This is a genomic window from Schleiferilactobacillus shenzhenensis LY-73 (assembly GCF_000469325.1).
Taxonomy (GTDB): domain Bacteria; phylum Bacillota; class Bacilli; order Lactobacillales; family Lactobacillaceae; genus Schleiferilactobacillus; species Schleiferilactobacillus shenzhenensis.
In genome coordinates this window covers 42,534-62,764 of the sequence record NZ_KI271592.1, presented here as the reverse complement: position 1 = coordinate 62,764, position 20,231 = coordinate 42,534, and the positions used below count along the sequence as shown (strand labels likewise).

The 20,231-nt window shown below is 56.9% G+C and carries 15 protein-coding genes; 7 read left to right on the top strand and 8 right to left on the bottom strand.

Annotated elements, in window-relative coordinates; translation table 11 throughout:
* Positions 1-205 precede the first annotated feature (205 nt).
* The 5 genes from L248_RS09210 to L248_RS09190 all read left to right on the top strand — a co-directional run bounded on the left by L248_RS09210 (position 206) and on the right by L248_RS09190 (position 6,300).
* A complete protein-coding gene (locus L248_RS09210) occupies positions 206-2,131 on the top strand; it encodes a BglG family transcription antiterminator (RefSeq protein WP_022529926.1) in 1,926 nt (641 codons plus the stop codon).
* Positions 2,131-2,580 carry a PTS sugar transporter subunit IIA gene (locus L248_RS09205; RefSeq protein ID WP_022529925.1) on the top strand — a complete coding sequence of 150 codons (450 nt, stop codon included), beginning with the start codon at positions 2,131-2,133 and terminating at the stop codon, positions 2,578-2,580. Before L248_RS09210 ends, L248_RS09205 begins: the two co-directional genes overlap by 1 nt.
* Before the next feature lie 20 nt (positions 2,581-2,600).
* Complete coding sequence (locus tag L248_RS09200; RefSeq protein WP_040535931.1) at positions 2,601-4,028, top strand: PTS fructose transporter subunit IIC; 1,428 nt, start codon at positions 2,601-2,603, stop codon at positions 4,026-4,028.
* Positions 4,029-4,264: 236 nt separating this feature from the next.
* Positions 4,265-4,399, top strand: a complete 135-nt coding sequence (locus tag L248_RS16545; protein ID WP_022529923.1) for a putative holin-like toxin — start codon at positions 4,265-4,267, stop codon at positions 4,397-4,399.
* A 215-nt stretch (positions 4,400-4,614) separates the two neighbouring features.
* The gene (locus tag L248_RS09190) at positions 4,615-6,300 is read left to right on the top strand and encodes a MutS-related protein (protein WP_022529922.1); all 1,686 of its coding nucleotides are present in this window, start codon (positions 4,615-4,617) and stop codon (positions 6,298-6,300) included.
* 177 nt (positions 6,301-6,477) lie between these two features.
* Here the strand turns inward: L248_RS09190 and L248_RS16540 are convergent, their stop codons facing one another.
* From L248_RS16540 to L248_RS09175, 4 genes are all read right to left on the bottom strand, one after another.
* Entirely contained in the window at positions 6,478-6,642 is a 165-nt protein-coding gene (locus L248_RS16540) for a putative holin-like toxin (protein WP_081701279.1), read from the bottom strand.
* A gap of 141 nt (positions 6,643-6,783) precedes the next feature.
* On the bottom strand, positions 6,784-9,696 hold the full coding sequence (locus L248_RS09185) for an AAA family ATPase (protein ID WP_040535926.1): 2,913 nt from the start codon (positions 9,694-9,696) through the stop codon (positions 6,784-6,786).
* Positions 9,697-10,137: 441 nt separating this feature from the next.
* Positions 10,138-10,959: a hypothetical protein gene (locus L248_RS09180; protein WP_040535924.1), complete on the bottom strand. Its 822-nt coding sequence runs from the start codon at positions 10,957-10,959 to the stop codon at positions 10,138-10,140.
* A 15-nt stretch (positions 10,960-10,974) separates the two neighbouring features.
* Complete coding sequence (locus tag L248_RS09175) at positions 10,975-12,657, bottom strand: DUF4091 domain-containing protein (RefSeq protein ID WP_022529918.1); 1,683 nt, start codon at positions 12,655-12,657, stop codon at positions 10,975-10,977.
* Positions 12,658-13,105: 448 nt separating this feature from the next.
* Between L248_RS09175 and L248_RS09170 the strand changes: the two genes are divergently transcribed.
* Positions 13,106-14,749, top strand: a complete 1,644-nt coding sequence (locus tag L248_RS09170; RefSeq protein WP_040535918.1) for an ABC transporter ATP-binding protein — start codon at positions 13,106-13,108, stop codon at positions 14,747-14,749.
* 253 nt (positions 14,750-15,002) lie between these two features.
* Positions 15,003-15,113, top strand: a complete 111-nt coding sequence (locus L248_RS15630; RefSeq protein ID WP_081701278.1) for a putative holin-like toxin — start codon at positions 15,003-15,005, stop codon at positions 15,111-15,113.
* Positions 15,114-15,292: 179 nt separating this feature from the next.
* Here the strand turns inward: L248_RS15630 and L248_RS09165 are convergent, their stop codons facing one another.
* The 4 genes from L248_RS09165 to L248_RS09150 form a co-directional block, all read right to left on the bottom strand.
* Positions 15,293-16,279: a phosphotransferase gene (locus L248_RS09165; protein ID WP_022529915.1), complete on the bottom strand. Its 987-nt coding sequence runs from the start codon at positions 16,277-16,279 to the stop codon at positions 15,293-15,295.
* Between the two features lie 94 nt (positions 16,280-16,373).
* Positions 16,374-17,831, bottom strand: coding sequence for a response regulator (locus tag L248_RS09160; protein ID WP_040535915.1), 1,458 nt, complete (start codon positions 17,829-17,831; stop codon positions 16,374-16,376).
* A complete protein-coding gene (locus L248_RS09155; protein ID WP_022529913.1) occupies positions 17,803-19,533 on the bottom strand; it encodes a sensor histidine kinase in 1,731 nt (576 codons plus the stop codon). Before L248_RS09155 ends, L248_RS09160 begins: the two co-directional genes overlap by 29 nt.
* Positions 19,534-19,572: 39 nt before the next feature.
* Positions 19,573-20,184, bottom strand: coding sequence for a YesL family protein (locus L248_RS09150; protein WP_040535913.1), 612 nt, complete (start codon positions 20,182-20,184; stop codon positions 19,573-19,575).
* Between the last annotated feature and the right edge of the window lie 47 nt (positions 20,185-20,231).

The window sequence follows — 20,231 nt, the reverse complement described above, 5'->3', positions numbered from 1 at the left end:
CAATGGAATGTTAACTATCCGCTCCGGGGGGAGTTTTCCGCCCGGAGTTTTTTTATGTTCTGAAAGTAAGGGCGCCCTTTGCTCTTGCTTTCATTCGAAAGAAGATGGGACCGATTATTGCCACAACGTTCTTGCAAAAGAAAACGTTTGCCCAGGGTGAAACCGCTTGTAGTATAGAAAATGAAAGTGAGATGGATGACCGACTGTGAAAGCCCGAGAAATTGAGATCCTGCGTTATTTATTGCATCACCGCTGGACCCATTATGCGGACATTGCTGCGGCCACTCACCTTTCTGAACGCACCGTAGCCAATTACCTGGACTTGCTGGCCGCGGACGTCACGCCTTACGGGGTCACCGTCGAACGGAAGCCCAGCGTGGGCATTCGCCTGACCGGCAGCCGCAGCGGCAAGCAGAAACTCGGCTTGCTGGTTCAGGCCAAGGGCGGTCTCACCTCTCAAGATGAGCGGGAACACTACCTGGAAGTGAAACTGCTGCTGACGGACCGGCCTGTAACGCTGCAGCAGCTGGCGGACGACCTCTTCGTCAGCCGCAGCACCGTTGAAGGCGACTTCAAAGCCGTTAAGCAGCGTCTGCAACAGCAAGGCGTCACGATCCGCAGCAGTCATACCGGTGTGGCCGTGACCGCCACGGAGGAACAGCGCCGCCACCTGATTGCCCAGCTGCTTCGCCAATACTGGGGCGATAACCTCTACGTGAAGCAGACCAAAGACGGCCAGCTGATGCAGAACGTGCAGCTGCCCCGGCAGTTGCAGACCTTCTTTTTACCGGCACTGGTGGACGGGGTAATGGCGGCCTTTGCGGAATTCACCGAGCAGACCCACGTCACCTTCAACGATTACGAGTTCCAGTCTTTGGCGATCCACCTGGTTATCGCCTATAAACGGGCGGAGGGCACCCCCGTACCGCCTGCTCGCGACCCGGCAGAATTACGGCCGGAAACACGGGTGCTGCTGGCCCTCCTCGCCAAGCACCTGCACCTCCAGCTGCCGCCCAGCGAGCAGGATTACATCAACCTCCACCTGACCAACATGCTGGACCAAAACCAGCATCCACTGACCGTATCGGCTGACGCCGACACGGCAGTGCTGAGTGAGCAGCTCACCGCCTGGCTGCGGGATTTGCAGCCCGATTCTGAACTGCTTCAGGGGTTGACATTACATCTGGCGTCGGCCCTTTACCGGCTCCAAGCCGGACTCAGTATCACGAATCCTTACGTGGCGGAGATCAAGCGCAACCTGCCCGTGGCCTTCGACACCGCCCTGGCGTTAACGAAGCAGCTCCGCACCGCGTACCGCGTCACGTTCAATGACGATGAAGTCTGCTACCTGGCCCTGCATTTTGCCTCGTTTTTCGAACGCCAGCCCCGCCGCCGGCGCATCGAGACGGTGGTGGTCTGCAGTTCCGGGATCGGCACCTCTCGCCTCTTGGCTCAGCGGTTGGAAGAAAGGTTCGCCGACAGTCTGCACATCACGCGCACCATCGGCTTGGCGGAACTGTTGAAAAACGGTGTCCACGCCCAGCTGGTGATCAGCACGATTCCCATTGAGGGGGTCGCGGCGCCAGTCGTTACTGTGAACCCGCTGCTGTCGCCAGCTGACGCCCAGCACGTCACCGCCGCCATCCAGCAGCTGACGCAAACGGCCCGGACGGATTCCTTCCTGCAATTGCTCCCGTCCGATATGGTCGTCGTCACCAATGAGGCGACAGCTTATACCGACGTGATTCCGGCCATTGCGACGCGGTTGGGTGAACACGGCGTCACGGCTTCGCCCAAGGTGGTCACCCAAGCCGCCGTCGCCCGGGAAAACTTGGCGTCCACCGCATTGAAAGATGTCGCCATCCCCCACGTCTCGCCGGAACTGATCCAGCGGTCCGCCATCTGCTTATGGATCGCGCCCCACGGCATCGCGTGGGCGGGCGGCGCCACCGTCCACTTGGTTTTCTTCATGGCCGTGAACCAAGCGGCTGAACAAGATCTGCGCCACATCTACGCCGTGATCAACCAAATCATCGACGACGAAACGTTCTGCCGCACCCTCAGCCAGGTACCAGACGCCGTCGCTGCCCGGCAAAAATTAACAGACTATATTGAAAGGTCGCACGAATAATGAAAACACTGGTTACTACCAATATCTATACCGACGTCACCGCGCCCACCGATAAGAATGGTGCGCTGGGCGTGATGGCCGGCCTGCTGGCCAAGGACCACCACCTGAACGAGAAGAACCTCTTAGCCGGTTTCGAACAGCGGGAAGCCGAGAGCTCCACCGGCTTCGGCAACGGCGTTGCGATTCCCCACGCCAAGATTGACGGCCTCACCGATCCGTTTGTCGGCGTGGTCACCTTCACCCAGCCAGTCACCTGGCAGTCCCTGGACGCCGCCCCCGTCACCATCGCCATCGCCCTAGTGATGCCCGCCGACGACCCGGACCAGCTCCACCTCAAGGTCCTCTCGAAGCTTGCCCGCAAGCTGATGGACGACGACTTCATCGCCGCCCTGCACAAGAATCAGCACGATGCGCAAGCCCTCGCCGATGTCTTGAACGAAGTCCTGTAAGTTAGAAAGGAAGTTTACCCATGCCCAGTTTTGTTGGGGTCACCAAATGCCCCGTCGGCGTCGCCCATACTTATATGGCCGCCGAGAAATTGCAGAAAGTCGGCCAATCCCTTGGCTATACCGTAAAGATTGAGACCCAAGGCGCCTCCGGCGTTGAGGACCACCTCACCCCAGACGACGTGAAAAACGCCGACTTCGTGATCATCGCGGCCGACGTCGAGATCGACGGAATGGACCGCTTCACTGATAAGAAGGTCCTTTTCTCGACCACTGCGGCCGCCATCAAGGATTCTGCCGCACTGATTGACAAGGCGAAGAAAGCCGACATCTACGGCGGTAAAGAAGACGCCGCGGACGAAAAGGTCGAAGGCGACGCCCACGAGCAGAGCCCGCTGATCAAACAATTGATGAACGGCGTTTCTCACATGATCCCGTTCGTCGTGGTCGGCGGCCTGTTCATCGCCCTTTCTATCACTCTGGGCGGTCACGCCACCAAGGCCGGTATGGTCGTGGCGCCGCACACGATTTGGGCCACCATGAACCAAGTCGGGACGCTGGGCTTCACCCTGATGATTCCCATCTTAGCCGGTTACATCGCCACGGCGATTGCCGGTCGGGCTGCCCTGGCACCGGCGATGCTCAGTGCCATGGTCGCCAACTCCCCGGACATTCTGGGGACGAAGGCCGGCACTGGCTTCATTGGCGCGATTATCGTCGGGTTCGCCGCCGGTTACCTAGTCAAGTGGTTCAACTCCTGGCCCGTTCCGAAGAGTCTGCGCGCCATTATGCCGATTTTTGTTATTCCACTGTTGGGCACCGCGATTATCAGCGGGGCGTTCGTCTTCTTCCTGGGCGGTCCGATTTCTTGGCTGATGACTGCGTTGACCAACATGCTGAACGTGTTGTCGAAGAACCCCCAAACCAGTATTATCCTAGGCTTGTTGCTGGGTGCCATGGTTTCCATCGACATGGGCGGTCCCATCAACAAGGTCGCCTTCCTGTTCGGTGTGGCTTCCATTACTGCCGGCAACCCGGAGATCATGGGCGCGGTGGCCTGCGCCATCGCGGTACCGCCCCTGTCTGCCGGTATCGCCACGCTGATCCGCAGCGATCTCAACTCCTCTGAAGAGACTGCGGCCGGCGTACCCGCCATCCTCATGGGCCTCATCGGCATCACTGAAGGGGCCATCCCCCTGGCGACGGCTAATCCGAAGCACGTCTTCCCCGGTATCATCACCGGCTCGGCAGTTGCCGCCGCCATCGGTATGTTCTTCAAGATTACCGATGCCGTACCCCATGGCGGTCCTATCGTCGGCGTCCTCGGGGCAACGAACAATCTGCTCCTCTTCTTCTTGGCCATCATTATCGGCGTCGCCGTTTCCGCGGCGATTATCGTGACGTTGAAGATTCGCGCAGCGGCACGTGAAGAAGCGCATGCCCAAGCTTAAGTGAGAAATTGGTTGAGCACGTCCAGCCGGGCGTGCTTTTTTATTGGTATATACCTACATTTAGTATGCAGTAGGATTTTCCGGTACAAAAATACCATCTGGGCACATCCACGTCCAGATGGCATACTATGTGAAGCAGAGTTTGTAGAGACGGTGGCTGCTTTGAATAGTTGCGGGAGGTGATGCGCTTCATGACATCACTGTTCGACCACGATCTATGGAAAGGATAGTCATTGATGGTGTCCCCCGCGGACACGTTGCTGGTCATGATTGCGTTCGGCTTATTTGTCGTCGCACTCATTGCCCTTGTGGTAACAATCGTTGTTGCCCTGAACAGCAGAAAAATAACCGTCTCTCGCTTGCAGGCCTAGACGGTTATTGTTGTCGTCGATTTAAGGGCCGCCGTCAAGCAGCTCTGTGTTTCAGAGGGCATCGCCTTGGGAAAGCGGTGCTCTTTTTCTGTCTTCAGTCTAACAACAATCCAGTCTCGTGTCATCTTCAAGACATATGCCACAATATCCGTCGTTCCAGTGCCTTTCTTCCCCCACATCCGCTATACTTAACCCAAGAAAGCAGGTGACGCACCATGTCTACACCGTTCTTGACCCTGATCACCGTCATTGCCGCCGTCGTCCTCCTCATGGTCGGCTGGCTGTATGTCGCGGACCAGCGGCTGACCGCTCGGCTGAAGCGGGAATGGGGCCAGTTCCCAGAAAGTTATCAAGGCAACGCCGAGGCCAGCTTGAAGGAAGCCTTCGCGGCCCAGAAGAAATTGCAGAAGTTCGACAGCCAAGTGGATGACCTGACGTGGAGCGACCTGGATATGTTCCCGGTCTTCGAGCAGATCAATGCCACTCAATCCAGCGTCGGTGCCGAACGGCTGTACCAAGTCCTGCGCAGTTATAACTTCGGTGAGGCGGCCGCACGGGAACCGCTGATCACGTACTTTTCTGACCATCCCGACGACCGGCTGGCGGTGCAAAAAGACTTCGCCAAGCTAGGCCGGACCGACCACAACCAAAGTCAAAACTATCTGCTGCATACGACGGAAAGCAGCCTGTCCGGAATGGCCAAGTACGTCATCCTGGGGACATTGCCGGTCGTCTCGCTGATTGTCCTGCTGATTGGCTTCTTTCTTCAGCAAAACAGCTTATTCACTTGGGGCGGGCTGGTGCTCATGGTCAGCGCCGTGTTCAACATTATCTACTACCAAACCCGCAAGGCCAAGCTGGAAGGCGAGCTGACGGCGATGAGCTACTTGGTGCGGACCATCGTCGCCGCGCAGAAGTTGGCGAAGGTGCCCGGCCCCAGTCAGGCGCTGATCAAGAAGAATCTGAAGCCGCTGCGGGCCATCTCCCAGTTCGGCTTCGCCTTCCGCACCACCGATGCCAGCGATATGGCCATCATCATGGATTACATCAACGGCCTCTTCATGCTGGCGTTCATCGCCTACAACTTCGTTCTCAAGCGGCTCCAGACGCAGCACGCTGCCGCCCTCGGCCTGTGGACTGCCCTGGGCGACCTGGAAGTGGCCATCGCCATCGCCAATTACCGCATCGCGGCCGGCAATACCACGATTCCCACGTTCAGAAAGGGGCCCGTCGAAGCCGAAGCACTGGTCCATCCGCTCCTCCCCGATGCTGTGTCGAACCCCCTGCATTGGCGGCGCAACACGATCATCACCGGTTCTAACGCCTCTGGGAAATCGACTTATGTCAAAAGCGTCGCCATCAACTGCATCCTGGCCCAGACCATCAATACCTGTACCGCTGCATCCTTCGCGCTGGGACCGGGCCACGTTATCACTGCCATGGCCGTGAGCGACGACCTGGCCGCCGGCGACAGTTACTTCGTCGCTGAAATCAAGGCCATCAAACGGCTGTTGGATTTAGTCGCCACCGGCCAGCCTTGCTACGGTTTTGTGGACGAGATCCTCAAGGGGACCAATACCGTCGAACGAATCGCCGCTTCGGCCAGCGTCGTGCAGTGGCTCAACCAATATCCCAGCCTGGTGATGATCGCCACCCACGACAACGAGCTGACTGAGATGCTGGCCAGTTCCTGCGACAACTGGCACTTCCAAGAGACCGTCACCAAGGACCACGGCGTCGAGTTCGATTACCTGTTGCGACAGGGGCCGGCGACATCGCATAACGCCATTGCCCTGCTGGGGACGATGCACTATCCAGCATCGCTGATCAATGAGGCGAATAAGCTGGCGGAGGCATTCGAGGCCAGTAAGAGCTGGCCGGAGGTGCCGGCGACAACGTAATTGCCAGCAGCCTTGGAACCAGCAAGCAAACAGTGACAGGATCAGTCAAAGTTGCTATACTAAAGACAGAAAAAGAACGTCGCTTTCCAAGGCGGCGTCCGTTTAACTCAGAGTTGCTAGGCGGTAGCCCTGGTTCTACGACAAAAAATAGCCGTTAGGCTCCCAACCTATGGACGGCTATTTTTTGTTGTCCATTTTGTCGATCAACGTCACCATGAGAGTAATGAGTGAAACGACGAATGAGCCGAATCCAATCATCACTAGTAACGTATCCTGGAAGGACACCAATTGGCTTACCCTTTCTCGGAAAACCGTGGTCGAACAGTGATGTAACGTGCGCATCACCTCCCGCAACTAACCTAAAGTAGCCACCGTCTCAACAAGCTCTACTCAATTAGTATACCATCTAGCAGTACATGTGCCTATAGCGGATTAAATAGGCTTTATCTCCCACTTTGTGTTCGCCATATACTTATATACCAATTATTTATAATCGTGGCCAAACATCCGTCGGAACTCCGCCAAGAGCGGATCCTGCCCATCGACAATCTTTTGTTGTGCAGGAGTATAACGTGACGAATCAGGGGCTGGCTGCGTCGGCTGACGCTTTTTCTTGGTTTGTTGTTTTTCTTCTTGTTTTACTTCGGGCGTTTTTCTGACGTTGTCAGAAACCGCTGCCTTGCGTTCGCGCAATGCCTTTCTCGCTCTGGCCACGCGTTCAAGTACGGCATCCAACTCGGGCTGGATGGGAAAACGGTTCTCCGCAGCCCACTTGGCCTTGGCTCGATTCAGAATGGCATCGGGATCCTCTAAGACAGCTTTTTTCCGACGGGCCTTTTTATTCTGGTCAGACGGCCTTGGCTGTTCCCCATGCCGGTCGCCTTCAGCGGATTGCTTGGCCCCCGCTTCTCCAGTTTCATCCTCGTCAGCTTTCTGCGGCACCGGCAGCTCCTCCTGCTTCGCCTTGGGATCCAGCGCCTTTCTCAACTCGTCCGCCGTCATCAAGGCATAAGTGTCCGGGTTCAAGCGGCCAGAGAGAAAATTGCCCAGCAGATCGTGGCGCTTGTCCCGCGGCACGACCTTGAGCTTCGCCCGGAGCATGCCAAAATCGGCGTAACAGTCCACTGTCTCTTTGGCCCGGGTGAGTGCCGTGTAGAAGGATTGAGCATCCACCATCCAGCCGCCGGCCCCAAAGCCCAGGAGGACGTGGTCGGCCTGGCCGCCTTGTGCCTTATAGACAGTGACAGCGTACGCCAGGGCCAGCTTCTGCAGTAATCCCGCGAAGGCAAAGTAGACGTATTCGTCCTCGACCTGGACAACCATGTAGCGGTGCTTGGTATCAATGTGGGCCACCCGGCCCAGGTCGCCGTTGGTTACCGCAGTGGTCTCGTAGCTGGGGGTGCTGTCATCGCTGTCAATGTCATCATCCGGATCGGTATCGGGAATCCGCTGCCAGGTCTCCGGATCGACCAGCTCGGCGCTGCCGTCGTTCTTGAGGATCATCACCTTGTCGTTGAGTCGGATGACATCCTTGTCGCCGGTGTCCTGGTCTAGAACGGGCGAAACATACTCTGCCTCGCCGGGCTGGGGCGGGGTCACGAAGGTCTGGATCCGCCGGTTCAGTGTCCGCTGGCCCAGGGCACCGCGATTCTGGTTGACACAGAGCATAATCGTGTCGGTGTTGCGGTCGTGGGCTTCCCACAACTCACGGTACCGTTGGACGAGAGTGTCGGCGATACCCTGGGCATCATTCCGATTGTACATTTTCAATGCACCGTTGACGTAGGTTTCCTGAGTCCGGTAGAACGGCATTGGCGCCAGCTCCCGCACCCGGGTCGCCAAGTCCAAGATGCCGGATTTCTCCCCCTGCCGGTACACGTGGGTCAGCGTCACCGTCGTCACCTGCTTGGCGGTGGCTAAGTCGTTGAGAAAGTTGCCCGGCCCAATCGCCGGCAGCTGGAAAGCGTCGCCGACAAAGATTAGGTGCTGTTCGTTATAGTCCACGGCCCGCACCAGTTCCCAGGCCAGATCTTCGGTGACCATGGACGATTCATCCACCACCACGAAGCCCTGGTCGCCGAACGTCCCGCGGTTACTGGAGAACCGCCGGTACGGCTTTGTCTCGAACCCCGGCAGCAGCCGCAGCCGAGAGTGAATCGTCTTGGCCGGGGCTTGAGTATACGCCTGGAGTACCTTGGCCGCCCGGCCGGTGGGTGCCAGCAGACTGAAATCCACCTTGTTGCGCCGCATGATGTCCACGAACACCTTCACGATCCAGGTCTTCCCTGTGCCCGCTGACCCGTTCAGGATGGTAATCCCATTGACGTTCGCAGAGTGAAGAAAGGCAATCTGTTCATGGTTCAAAACGACGTGGTTGATCCGTTGAAAGTCGGCGATGGCTTGATCCAGCTGAGATTTGGGCAGAATCGGCCACGGCGTATGTTCCGCAATGCCGATGATCCGATAGATATCAGCCTCTTTGAGGAACATCAGACTGGTGGTGATGGTCTTTTTCCCAGTCGGCTGGTCAACGTTAACAATAAAATCATTTTTCAGTGCTGTCTCAGGATCAAGCTGGGGTGCTAGCACTTCGGGTTCAATGTCCAGCATCTCCGTGCAGGTTTTGGTAAACCAGTCCAGCGAAGCAAAGGTGTGCGCGCTATTGAGAACTTTGCTCTCGAAGGCAAAGTGCATGCCAAACTTGATTCGGTCCGGGTCGTCTTTCTTCACGCCCCGGGCCAGGGCAAACTTATCGGCAGTCTGAAACCCGATGCCGCCGACGGCAATGATGATGTAGGGGTTCTTATTGATGGCATGGATGGCCCGCTTGGCATCCAGAAAGTGGTCGTAGATCCGCTGATAAGCGATGGGCGTCAGGTCCTCGCCATACTCGCCCATTAGAATGCCCAGGTCTTTCGACTTCTTGATCCGATCGTGCAGCTTCGTCAGGGTGACTGCGCCGATCCCCTTCACTTGGCCGGGTGTCAGTTCTTCGTCGACAATCATATCCAGCACCATCGCGGTCGGCGGCAGGGCGTCCGATAACTTTTCATACATCGACTTGCTCTTGCGGGTGATTTGAGCGAGAAAGTGCCATTGGCCTTCGGCGTCTTTTGGGAGGCCGTAATGAATGGCATGTACCGTGAAGCTCGGCCGGTTGAACTTGCGGCTGGCATTCTCGTCGTACACCAGATCCATATCCAGTACGGAACCATCCTCGAAATTCGCCATCTCGCCCGAGACTGAAATACCGCCAAAAGAATCTAAGGGAATATCGTAATTGGGGTCGGTGACCTTCATGCCGTATACTTTGTAGTCACTATCCGGAGCAGCGAAAAGCTGCCGGTCAACCCGGACGGGGACGTGCGTGAATAAGTGCTGGTCTTCGTATGCCATGAATGTCACCGCCCCTTCGTTAAGGTTATCTATAACTCAGATTATACACGTATTTGTCCTGTTAACAAGCATTTGCGCGCATTTAAAGACATTTTATGTATACTAGATAGCTTGCATATGGTAATTCCACAGTACGGTACACTCAACAAACGGCTTATCTCGGATGAGTAACCCAATAGGAAAACGCCCATGCAATATTTCAGTACAAAATGATGTGTTTTGCCACCATATAATTGCCATTATGTGTGTTCTTTGGCGCATTGTAAACAAATCTTCGACTTTATGCCCGCCATTTCAATGCATATTGACAAGTACAACACGCAATCCGTGTTGTAAGTGAGTAGCGTTCGACATCGGCCTCTGCCTTCTATAAAAAAAGCGGGTGTCCCGGATTGATCAAGCCCGGCAGACATACCGCTAAATTGATATCGAGTGAAAAGATTACGTCCACCAGCCCCGCACGTTGGTCCGCAAAAATTCCTGCCAATACGCTAATTCCTGGACCGTAAACTGTTGGCCGAACATCCGCGGAACTAAATAGCCACGAATGAAATGCCGCATTTCGCGGCGCTTAACGTCCTGTTCTGCAATCATGTCATCGGGAGTGCTCGCCATCGCGGACACAATAAGTTTCGTCGGCACGGCATAAAATGCGTCTAGCTGCATCAATTCCAAAAGCGCGTCTGTTTTTTCTGCGTTCAGCGCTTCTACCAGTGCTAGGTAGTCGTCGCTTGAAATCTCTGGATCATTGTTCTGTTGCACTGCCTCAAGAAGTCCAGCAGCCCATACGGAATTGGGTTCCTGCTCGACCCGCTCCCGGGCATCCGCCAAGGTGCCTGCGATTTGTACCCCATCCGGCAATTCGTCTTTGGCAATAGCGGTGAGGTACTGTTTTTCCGCCGGATTCAACGGCTCAGAGAAATAGGTCTTGGCCTGGACCATCGCTCCGATGTAATCGTACATAAGAGAAAAGTCCCAAGTACCAACGTAAGCCCGGAGATAATTACGAAAGGCCTGGGCATCTGCCCGAGCAGCTTGGGGGAAACGCTCACGGAAAACCTGCACGGCTTTATTCTCGAAGACCGGCGGATATTGCAGACGTCGAGAAAAATGGCCTGGTACGAAAACACGCGTATATCGATTCCAGTTCCGATCGCTGTAACGCTTGAGCAAACCATAGCGGGTCGCATAGCGGTCACCAATCGGGTTGTCGTCCTTTTCTGGTATGGTCCGATACACGCCTAGTTTTCTGATTCTCTTCATCGTTCGCTCCTTTCTTCACCACATCATTGCCGTCACAGCCTGGGTCGCCGCGGCCAGCAGCTTCTCAATCTTCGCCACCACGGCTTGCATCTCCTTGCGGTCGGCGGCGGGATGCACCGCGACGGTCGCGCCGTAATCGTTGGTCGTCTTGGCTGGCAGGGGCAGGTCGGCCAGCATTTGGATATAATCCGTGAGCGTGTGCACTTCAGGCAGGTCCCGAGTGTCTTCATCCGAGGCCAGGAAGCGCCACTGGCGAACCTGACTCATCGCATGCTCGAGCATCATGCCCCGGGGCGTACGGTAGGCGCCGGTCTCGCCCGGATGGTGGGGATAGATGAGGAACGGGTCGCCGCTCTCCCAGTACCAGTGGCTGATTGACGTATAGGGCGCCGCCGGCCAGGCATCCAGTGCCCAGCGAAGAAAGCCGTCGACCCCCAGTGCCGCAAAGTACCAGATCAGGTACGCCGTCTCGATGGGATTACTCAGAGCAAACATGCTGGGATAGTTGCCCACACAATTGTAGAACGTCGTCTCCTGCCCCTGGGCCCGCCGCGCCGCAGCGAAGGCTTGGAACTTCTGGGGATCGCCCAATTCGGCTTGGTTGATGGACAGGTCATCGTAGTGGGCCAGCACATCCGCCGCCGCTGTCTGGTAATTCACCGCGCCGGACAGCTTTAGCGATTCGCCGTATTTGTTCTGGAATCCGGCAAGAAAATCGATCACCGTGCGCATCTCGTCGATGGGCCGCTCGTCCAGCGCCATGTACGTATGCGTAAACCAGCCGGCGTCCGTCAAATGGGGAATGAAGGCCGTTAAAAACGCCGTCCAAATCTCGCGCCAGCGGGGAGACCCCACCGCCGGCCTTTCTTCCTGCCACTTCCCCTGGGCATCCTTATAGCGAATGATGTTGTCCCACGGGAGCAGCGAAAAGCACTTAATCTTCCGGTTGATACCTTCATCAATATTCCAGTCCACATACTGGTCGAAGTGGGAGAAATCGAAGGTGAACCCGCCATTGGCAGTCTGCTGCCACTGGACCAGACTGGGGTAGGCATCATACGTCTGGTGGTGCCAAGGATCCTCGACGATGGTCGTCGCAATCGTGTCCCCGCCCCACTGCACGTAGCGGTGCAGATTCTCCCGAACCAGTGCCTCGTGTTCCGGACTGAAGGGGGTGACACCGTAATACCGGGCCACCGCATAGGGGTATTGCCACAGTTCCAGACTGAAGAGCTGGGGAGAAATGTACAGGTAATCCAACACTGCGATATTGATCGTCAGCGGCAAGGTCTTCTGTCCGGCACGAATTGTCGTGGTCACTGGCCCTGGGTCAATATCCTCATCTGGGACTGCAATCGCCGCCACACAATGCAAATACGACGCCGGTGCTGCAGTGAGTGACGCGAGGGGCTGCACATAATCAGCCGCTGGTGCATTCGGCCCGGTGGGAATCTCACCCCAGGTCATGCCCCGGCCAATGTAAGCAGACGTCTCTCGGATGACCCCAATCTCAACCTGCCAATTATCAGGCAGGTCAATCGAAATAGTCGGCACCTGGTCTTTTGCGACAGGGCCCACAACAAAGCTGACAAATATGCGCTCACCAGCCCAAGCGCTAATGGTGGGATGCTTCTGTTCCCGGACACGGGCTAGTTGGGCTTGGGTATAGTAACGGCCAAGATCGGTGAAGGCTAACATGGGACTTCCTCTTTTCTTCTGTTACGGTATGATAGCCATTTCATTGTGTGCGATTGAGCGATGGATGTCAACTTTGGTACCCGCGCTGGTTCGTATATACTACCGAATCCAAAGCATGACGTATATAAGAACCAAATTGGGGGCGCCACAGTCTTGTGTTTTCTGATCCGCATTGCTACACTGAAACCAACAAGTGAGAGCAAACGAAAGGGCGTGTGGCTAATGTTAAACAATCGAACAGGAACCACCACCCAATCGTCCGCTGCGGTTCGCCGCTGGCGGTAACGTTCGTCTTTGCTTTCAATTCTTTTTGAGGCAGCCCGAATCTTAGCGATTGGTGCTGTCTTTTTTCGTTGGCTCGGTTTCTGACCCACGCGCCTATGCGCGCAATCCGCTCCTCACTTCTCACCTTTCTTCACGACACGGAATCGAGAAATGAGGTTACTTCATGACATTAATGCATTACTTCCGCCAACGACGCGGACGCTTCAGCCTGCTCGTGGTGATTATCGTCGCCAGCGCGGCGCTGTCCACGCTCAGCGGGATTGCCAGCGCCACCGCCTTGACCGTCATCGTCAAGCGTCAGGCAGGCCGCTTCTTCTTCTGGGTCGGCATTAACCTGGCGGCGCTGGTCGGTTACGCCCTGCTCATCTATTGCCAAGACGTGCAGCAGGCCAAGCTGACGCAAGAGATCGACACACTCATTCGGACCGACGTCGCCGCTCGTCTGGGCGCCCAGGATTACGCCGGCTTCCACCGTACCACCACGGCCACGTACACCTCGTGGCTGACCAACGATATTACCACGATCAACGATTACGGCATTGACGACCTGCTGATGATGATCCAGCAGGTGGCCGAGATCATCTTCAGCGGTGCCACCTTGGCCGCCTTCCATTGGAGTCTGCTGGCCACGGTTGCCGCACTCACCCTGGTGATGGTCGCCTTTCCCCGCGTCTTCAAGCCGTGGCTCGACCGCACCTCCCTGGCCCGCACCCAAGCCAACGAGCGCCTGGTCAACGTCCTGGAAGACATGCTCAACGGCTTCGATACGCTGTTCATGACCAATTTGACGGCGGTGATGAGAAAGAAAATCACGGCCGCCTCCCGCGATGTGAACCACCACTACGTCGCCTATGGCCGGGCCAGCGGCGCCATGCACGCCAGTAATAACGGCCTCGCCTTCATCAGCCAGCTGGTGCTGCTGGCCCAGACCGGGTGGCTGATTCTCCGGGGGCTGACGCCTGTCGGGGCCATCACCGGAGCCCAGTACTTCGGCGGTACGATCTTCGCGGAACTCAGCGGGATCACGTTCAACTGGCGGGAGTTCCGCTCCGTTGCACCGATCCTCAAAAAGTTAGCGGGCGGCGAAGTGCGGCCGCCCGCGGAAGCAGAGGGAACCGGCCGGAGCAAGCAGTTAGTTCGTTTGACAGCATCACTGCAGCTGCGGGACGTTTCTTATGGTTACAATGACGACCGAGAGGCGCCGGTGTTGCAGCATGTTGATTTAACGATCCCGGCACGTCAGAAAATTATTCTCACGGGCGATTCCGGAACAGGGAAGTCGACTCTGCTGGGTATTTTGGCCGGTCAACTGACCGACTATCAGGGCACCGTTACCTGGGATGGCCAGAATTATCACAACTTGGATGTGCGGGCACTGCATACGCAGATTGCTTATGTGACCCAGACGCCGTATATCTTCAACGCGGATTTGGCTTGGAACCTGACGTTGGGGCAGCCCGTTGCGCCAGAACAACTGGAGGCTGTGCTGGCCCAAGTCGGCTTAGCACCGCTGGTGGCCCAATTACCAGCCGGTTTAGCCACCGTCCTCACCCATAACGGCACGGACCTTTCCGGTGGCCAGAAACAGCGGATTGCTATCTCCCGGGCACTGCTCAGCGGCCGCCGGGTCTTACTGCTGGACGAAGCCACCTCGGCGCTGGACAAGACGGCAAGCCTGGCAGTGGAAGAAAGCCTGCTGGCGATGCCGGACATCACCTTGGTCATGGTTACCCACCATTTGCGGCCGGCAGTTGCTGCAAAGGCGGATGCAGTGGTGGCATTGGCAGCAATTAACCGCCAGGCTTGACGATTGTTTGTCTGACATTTTGGGGCATTCAAGGGAGATCAGAGACGCCAATATTTATAATTGGTATATATTAATTAATATCACCATAAGTGGGAATTACAGGCACAGAAATACCATCTAGGAATCATTGCCTTAAGATGGTATACTATTGGCGCAGAGTTTGTAGAGACGGTGGCTACTTTTGTTTGTTGCGGGAGGTGATGTGCCCATTCCATCACTGTTCGACCACGGTGGACCTGAAAGGAAAAGCCCCTTGGTATCCACTTCGGATACTTTGCTGGTCATGATCACGTTCGGCTCATTTGTCATCGCACTGATTGACCTGGTGGTAACGATCATCGTTGCCACGAACGCAAAAAAATAACCGTCTCTAGCTTGGCAACCTAGACGGTTATTTCTGACCTCGAAACACGGGCCACTGTCGAGCAGCTCTGAGTAACATGGAACGTCGCCCTGGAAAAGCGGCGTTCTTTTCTTGCCTTCAGTATAGCAACTTTTGAACCCCTTGTCACCATCTAGGTGCAACACTGCTTTTCTCCCCGGCTACGGCACCGCAATCGTCTCCGCATAAGCCAGCCGGCTGGCGATCCACCCGGTCAAGAGGTCGATCAGCGCCGCACCGCTGGCATCTTCTGTCGCCAGCGCGCGCCGATACAGCTCGCCGAAATACCAAAAGAACATCTCGTACGTATAGTAGGCCAAGCGTTCCGGCCGCAGCGCGTAATCAACCCCATGCTGGCGAAGCGCACCATCGAAAGCTTCCCGAGCCCAAGCGTCAGGCGCCATCACCCAGGCGTCTCGCTCGGGCGCGGCGTACTGCACCTCGTCCCAGTCCAGCAAATGATAGCGGCCCGCCGGATCGCGGAGCAGGTTGCTGCCGGCATCGCCGTGGGTGAAATACAAATGACTGAGGTCCTGCGTACAGGCGGCCGCGAACGCATCCGCCCGCTCTGCATAGTGATAGATCTCGGGCGCATAGGTCTGCATCTTCTGCCATAACGCAGTGATGGTCGGGTTCGCCGTGGGCGCTTCGTCCGCAAAATACCGCATGCCGTCCAGGACCAGCCGACCATTCAAGGTATTCCGGGCTGTAAACCTGTCCGTGGGAATCTCAAATCCCGGCACGGTGGCGGCGTAGACCTGGCTGAGCAGCGCGTACTCGGCAGGCTTGGTGGCGTCACTCTCCACGTTCTCACCAGGAATCCAGTCGAATACCGCCAGCACCGCGCCGTTGATTCGGGCAAACAAGCTGCCATTCTTCGTCTTCACCACCTGCTGGACGAAGGTCAGGCCCTGTTCGTTCAGGCGGTCGACCACGGCCAGGCTCTTCTGAAGATGCATCTGATGAAGCGGGTCGTAATCGAGCTTCAGGGAATAATCACCCGCTGCCGTCCGCATGCGCCATGTCTCACCGTAGAAGCCGCGGTTTGTGGGTGTGATTGTTTGGGCAGAAAGGCCGTAATAAGCCGCGATGGCGGCGGCAAGTTGGTGCAGGTATGCTGGTTCGTTGTCGTGCGTGATGTTGGTCATAGACGCCTCCCCGGGCACTTTTCTTCTATAGACATATCATACAGCAGTGAAAGGGATTTCTCCCACTGGCAAAACTTCGCCCGACACCCTCATGTCACACCAGCATCTGCCGCTCCTGCGCCCGGTACACCCGGGGCGACACGCCCACTTGCTTCTTGAACACCTTATAGAAATACCCGTTATTCTGGTAGCCCACCAGCTCCGCAATCTGGCCGATGTCGGTATCACTGCGGTGCAGAATTGCCTTCGCCCGCTCGATCCGCCAATTCACCAGGTACTGGGAGAACGTTGCGCCAGTCTCCTTCTTGAACAGCTGGCCCAGATAGATCGGGCTCAGGTGCAGGTCATCCGCAATCTCCGTCAACTGCAGCGGGTCTTGGTACTGCTTCTGAATCAGCTCGACGACCCGCTGGACACTGGCAGAAAAGTGATTGTCATGCACCGCGCGGCCATCTGCAATCGCCTGCTGCAGCGTCTCGGTCAGCGCCGCCACCGTCGTCACCGCATTGATCCGGCTGACGTAATGGTCGTAATGGGGCAGACGGTGGTGGCTGCGGGCGTTGACCGCCATCAAGACCACCAGCCCCAGCTGCTTGGCATAAGCCACCGCCGCCCGCTGTTGGGTCAGGACATCGTACAAGGCCAAGGTCTGTTCCGTGAGCTGGTCAAAATCGAGAGGTGCCAGTTCCGCCATCACCTGGTCCAAGGTGGGAATCGGCAGCTTGCCCTGCGCTTCCGGCGACTCTGGAATGACCATCAAACCATCCGCCGACTGGTAGAAATATGTCCGTTGCGCGGCGTGCAGTACCTGTATGTAGCTATCGTGCAAGTCCGCCAGGGTGGGCGCCAGCGGACTGATCACCACCAGCCGGCGAGCCGGCCCAACGCCCGCCGGCAAGGTGCTGAGCCAGTGGCGGACGTTCGGCCAATCCCCTTCTAAGAGGAGAAAGGCATCCTTCTGCTGCCAGAAGTACCCATTGACGGCGCCCGAATGGTTAAGAAAATCCGTCAGCTCCGGCCGCTGCAGGTTTAAAATAGCGACAACCCGTCGTTCGGCCGGCACGGTCAGGTGCAGCGCCCGCTGGATGGCCGCATCGGTATAGCCCAGAGGCGTCACCAGCAGCTGCTGGACCTGCTGCTGCTTGGCCAAAGCCGTGACCGCGTGCCGTTTCGCCACTTGGGCCAGCTGCGCCTTTGCTTTGGCTAATGCCGCCGTCAGTTCATCCGGGTCCACCGGCTTGCGCAGGTAATCCAGCGCCCCGCTCTGCAAACTGGCCCGGACGTAGTCAAAGTCGCCGTAACCGGACAAGACGATGATCACCGTATCCGGCTGGGCCGCCCGCACCCGCCGGACGAATTCGGGCCCAGGCACGTTGGGCATGTTCATATCCGTAATGATCACCCCAGGCGGATGGGCGATCACGTCGGCCAAGGCTTTCTCCGCCAACGTGAACGTCTTGGTCACCGTGAAGCCCAGAGCAGACCAATCGATCAGCTGCTTCATCCCCATGGAATTCATGTATTCATCGTCCACTAGCACGACTGGAATCATCTGCGTCCCCCTGCCTTTCTGGAAGTTCGAACGTCACCATGGTCGTGATGCCATGGTACGCGTTATGCTGTACCGTCAATGATACGCTTTCACCGAAAAACTGCACGAGCCGGGCGTACACGTTCTGCAGGCCAATCGACTCCGGCTGGGTAACGATGGGCTGGACCACTTTCTGGTTGACCCGGGCCAGTTCCTCGTCGCTCAAGTCCTTGCCGTTATTGATGATGGCGATGGCCACGTTCCGCCCCACCCGGTGCGCCCGAATCTCGATGGCGTTGTTCATCTCCGCGAAGTTCACCCCGTGGACGAAGTAATTCTCCACCAGCGGCTGAATCGTGAACTTGGGAATCACCACGTCCCGCACGGCGTCGTCGATTTGAATCTGATACGCCAACTGATCCGGATACCGAATCTGATATAAGAAAATATATTTCTCGACGAAGGTCACCTCCTGGCCCACCGTGGTCGTCGCCTGCTGATCGGTATTGTTCCGCAGCAAGCTGCCGAAGCTGAATACCACCTGGGCCAGCTCCCGCTGACCCGCCGCCACGGCGGCCATCCGAATATACTCCAGCGTGTTGTACATGAAGTGCGGGTTGATCTGTGACTGCAGCGCCTTCATGTTGGCTTCTTGCTGAGAAATCTTCAGCTGATAGATCTCGTACACGTACTGGTTGATTTCTGCCAGCATATCGTTGACGCCGTCCGCCAAGATGTTCAAATCCTCATTCGGCCCGTGATCATTCAGCTGCATCGTCAGGCGGCCGCCGCCGATCTTGTGCATCCGGGTAACCATGTCCGCCAGTTGGGCTTGGTAATTACGGAACGTGAAGAGCAACGCCAAAATGAGCAGCAGCAGCAAAATACCGCCGACGGCCAGGATCGGCAAGACCAGCCGGACTTCCTGCTGCCGATGAGCCGCTTGGTCCATCAGGGTGTAGACCGTCAGGCCAGAGTCCAAGCTCTGCTGGTGCAGCTGATACTGACCGCTCTTCAGCAAGCTGGCTAACTGACCCGCTGCCGCCTGCTTCGTCACCACCCGGGCTTCCGTCCGCCCGACCTGGCCATCACTGAAGTGAAACAGCAGTCGGTCGGTCCCGCTGACCACCACGGCTTGAATGTGACCGTTGGTATTGATCTGGTCCAGGTCCCGCTTCAGCGGCGTCTGGCTGAACGTCAGCGCCAGCATGCCGACATTGGCCAGCGTCTGCGGGTTGTTCAGCGCCTCGGTCAGCGTGAACCCGCTGATCGTGTACTTGCCCCGGTGCACCTGACCGCCCTTGTTGGCCTGCGTGGCTGCGTAGACTTTCTCACCATTCTGCAGTTGAATCCGCAGGGCAGAAATGCTGGGATTCCGCAGCAGCGCAGTGTTGGCCTCCGTCGGCACAAAGTAATACTGCCCCGTCTGGCGGCTCTGGTCGATGGCAAAGTTGGCATAGTCCGCCAACGGTTCCCGGAAGAATGTCTCCAGATTCGTCACGTTGCCGCTGGTGGCGGTAATCTGGCCGGCCATGTCGCTGGCCATCTCCTGGTAGCGATTGACCGTGTCACTGACCCGGTTCAAGACTAAGCTCTGTTTCTGCTGTAAGGTGGTATTCACGGCCCGCAGCTGCAAAAAAGCAGCCCCCACCGTGACGAGGACCGTGATCGCCGCCAGAATGGCGATGTAGATCCGGACCAACCGGTGAAAACTGCCATGCATATAAGTCGTCCTCTCCTGTTACCGTCTGTGTGTCATCGGTCAGGCGGCGGCGAGCATCTTGTCTACCCGCGCATACCACGGCTGACCGCAATGATTAAACCATTTTATCATAACACTGACGGTGAGAAAGATAATCAGGCCCTTCCAGAGGAACGACGCCACCAGGATGCCGGCCAGGCCGGCAAGGGTGACCAGGAACTTCGGGAAGTTCGACAGGAATTGACCGAACGCCAGCTTCAAGGCGTTCTTCGTATCCACCGCGAACTTGCTGACCAAAAGGAGCGTATTACCGCCGAGCACGATCCCCGCCGCGATGGCGAAAATCAGGATGAACTGGATCATCAGAACCCAGAGGCCGTGCAGTTCTGTGGAGAGGACCAGGTTGAAAATCAAGACGGCTTCGATGCCGGCGAAGAGGTAGAACTGGCCGTTGGCGATTTTGAAGTACTTCTTGAAATACGCCCAGCCTTTCCTAAACTTCACGTTCTGGTAATCACTCTGACTGTCCAGGTACAGCTCGGTAATCGCCCGCAATGCGGGGCCGACGCCCAACACGACGCCGCCAATCAGCGTGAAGGCCCAAAAGTACAAATTCAACAGCAGCATCACGTACACCTGAACAAAAACCTTCTGACTCATTTTTCCCAGCATGGGGCGTGCTCCTTTCTCTGGTTGGATAGATAGACAGATAATGATCG

Bases quoted from the DNA above. Each gene is read 5' to 3' on its own strand.
- L248_RS09205 (WP_022529925.1), top strand. From the start codon at position 2,131: ATGAAAACACTGGTTACTACCAATATCTATACCGACGTCACCGCGCCC.
- L248_RS09200 (WP_040535931.1), top strand. From the start codon at position 2,601: ATGCCCAGTTTTGTTGGGGTCACCAAATGCCCCGTCGGCGTCGCCCAT.
- L248_RS16545 (WP_022529923.1), top strand. From the start codon at position 4,265: ATGGTGTCCCCCGCGGACACGTTGCTGGTCATGATTGCGTTCGGCTTA.
- L248_RS09190 (WP_022529922.1), top strand. From the start codon at position 4,615: ATGTCTACACCGTTCTTGACCCTGATCACCGTCATTGCCGCCGTCGTC.
- L248_RS16540 (WP_081701279.1), bottom strand. From the start codon at position 6,642: ATGCGCACGTTACATCACTGTTCGACCACGGTTTTCCGAGAAAGGGTA.
- L248_RS09185 (WP_040535926.1), bottom strand. From the start codon at position 9,696: ATGGCATACGAAGACCAGCACTTATTCACGCACGTCCCCGTCCGGGTT.
- L248_RS09180 (WP_040535924.1), bottom strand. From the start codon at position 10,959: ATGAAGAGAATCAGAAAACTAGGCGTGTATCGGACCATACCAGAAAAG.
- L248_RS09175 (WP_022529918.1), bottom strand. From the start codon at position 12,657: ATGTTAGCCTTCACCGATCTTGGCCGTTACTATACCCAAGCCCAACTA.
- L248_RS09170 (WP_040535918.1), top strand. From the start codon at position 13,106: ATGACATTAATGCATTACTTCCGCCAACGACGCGGACGCTTCAGCCTG.
- L248_RS09165 (WP_022529915.1), bottom strand. From the start codon at position 16,279: ATGACCAACATCACGCACGACAACGAACCAGCATACCTGCACCAACTT.
- L248_RS09160 (WP_040535915.1), bottom strand. From the start codon at position 17,831: ATGATTCCAGTCGTGCTAGTGGACGATGAATACATGAATTCCATGGGG.
- L248_RS09155 (WP_022529913.1), bottom strand. From the start codon at position 19,533: ATGCATGGCAGTTTTCACCGGTTGGTCCGGATCTACATCGCCATTCTG.
- L248_RS09150 (WP_040535913.1), bottom strand. From the start codon at position 20,184: ATGCTGGGAAAAATGAGTCAGAAGGTTTTTGTTCAGGTGTACGTGATG.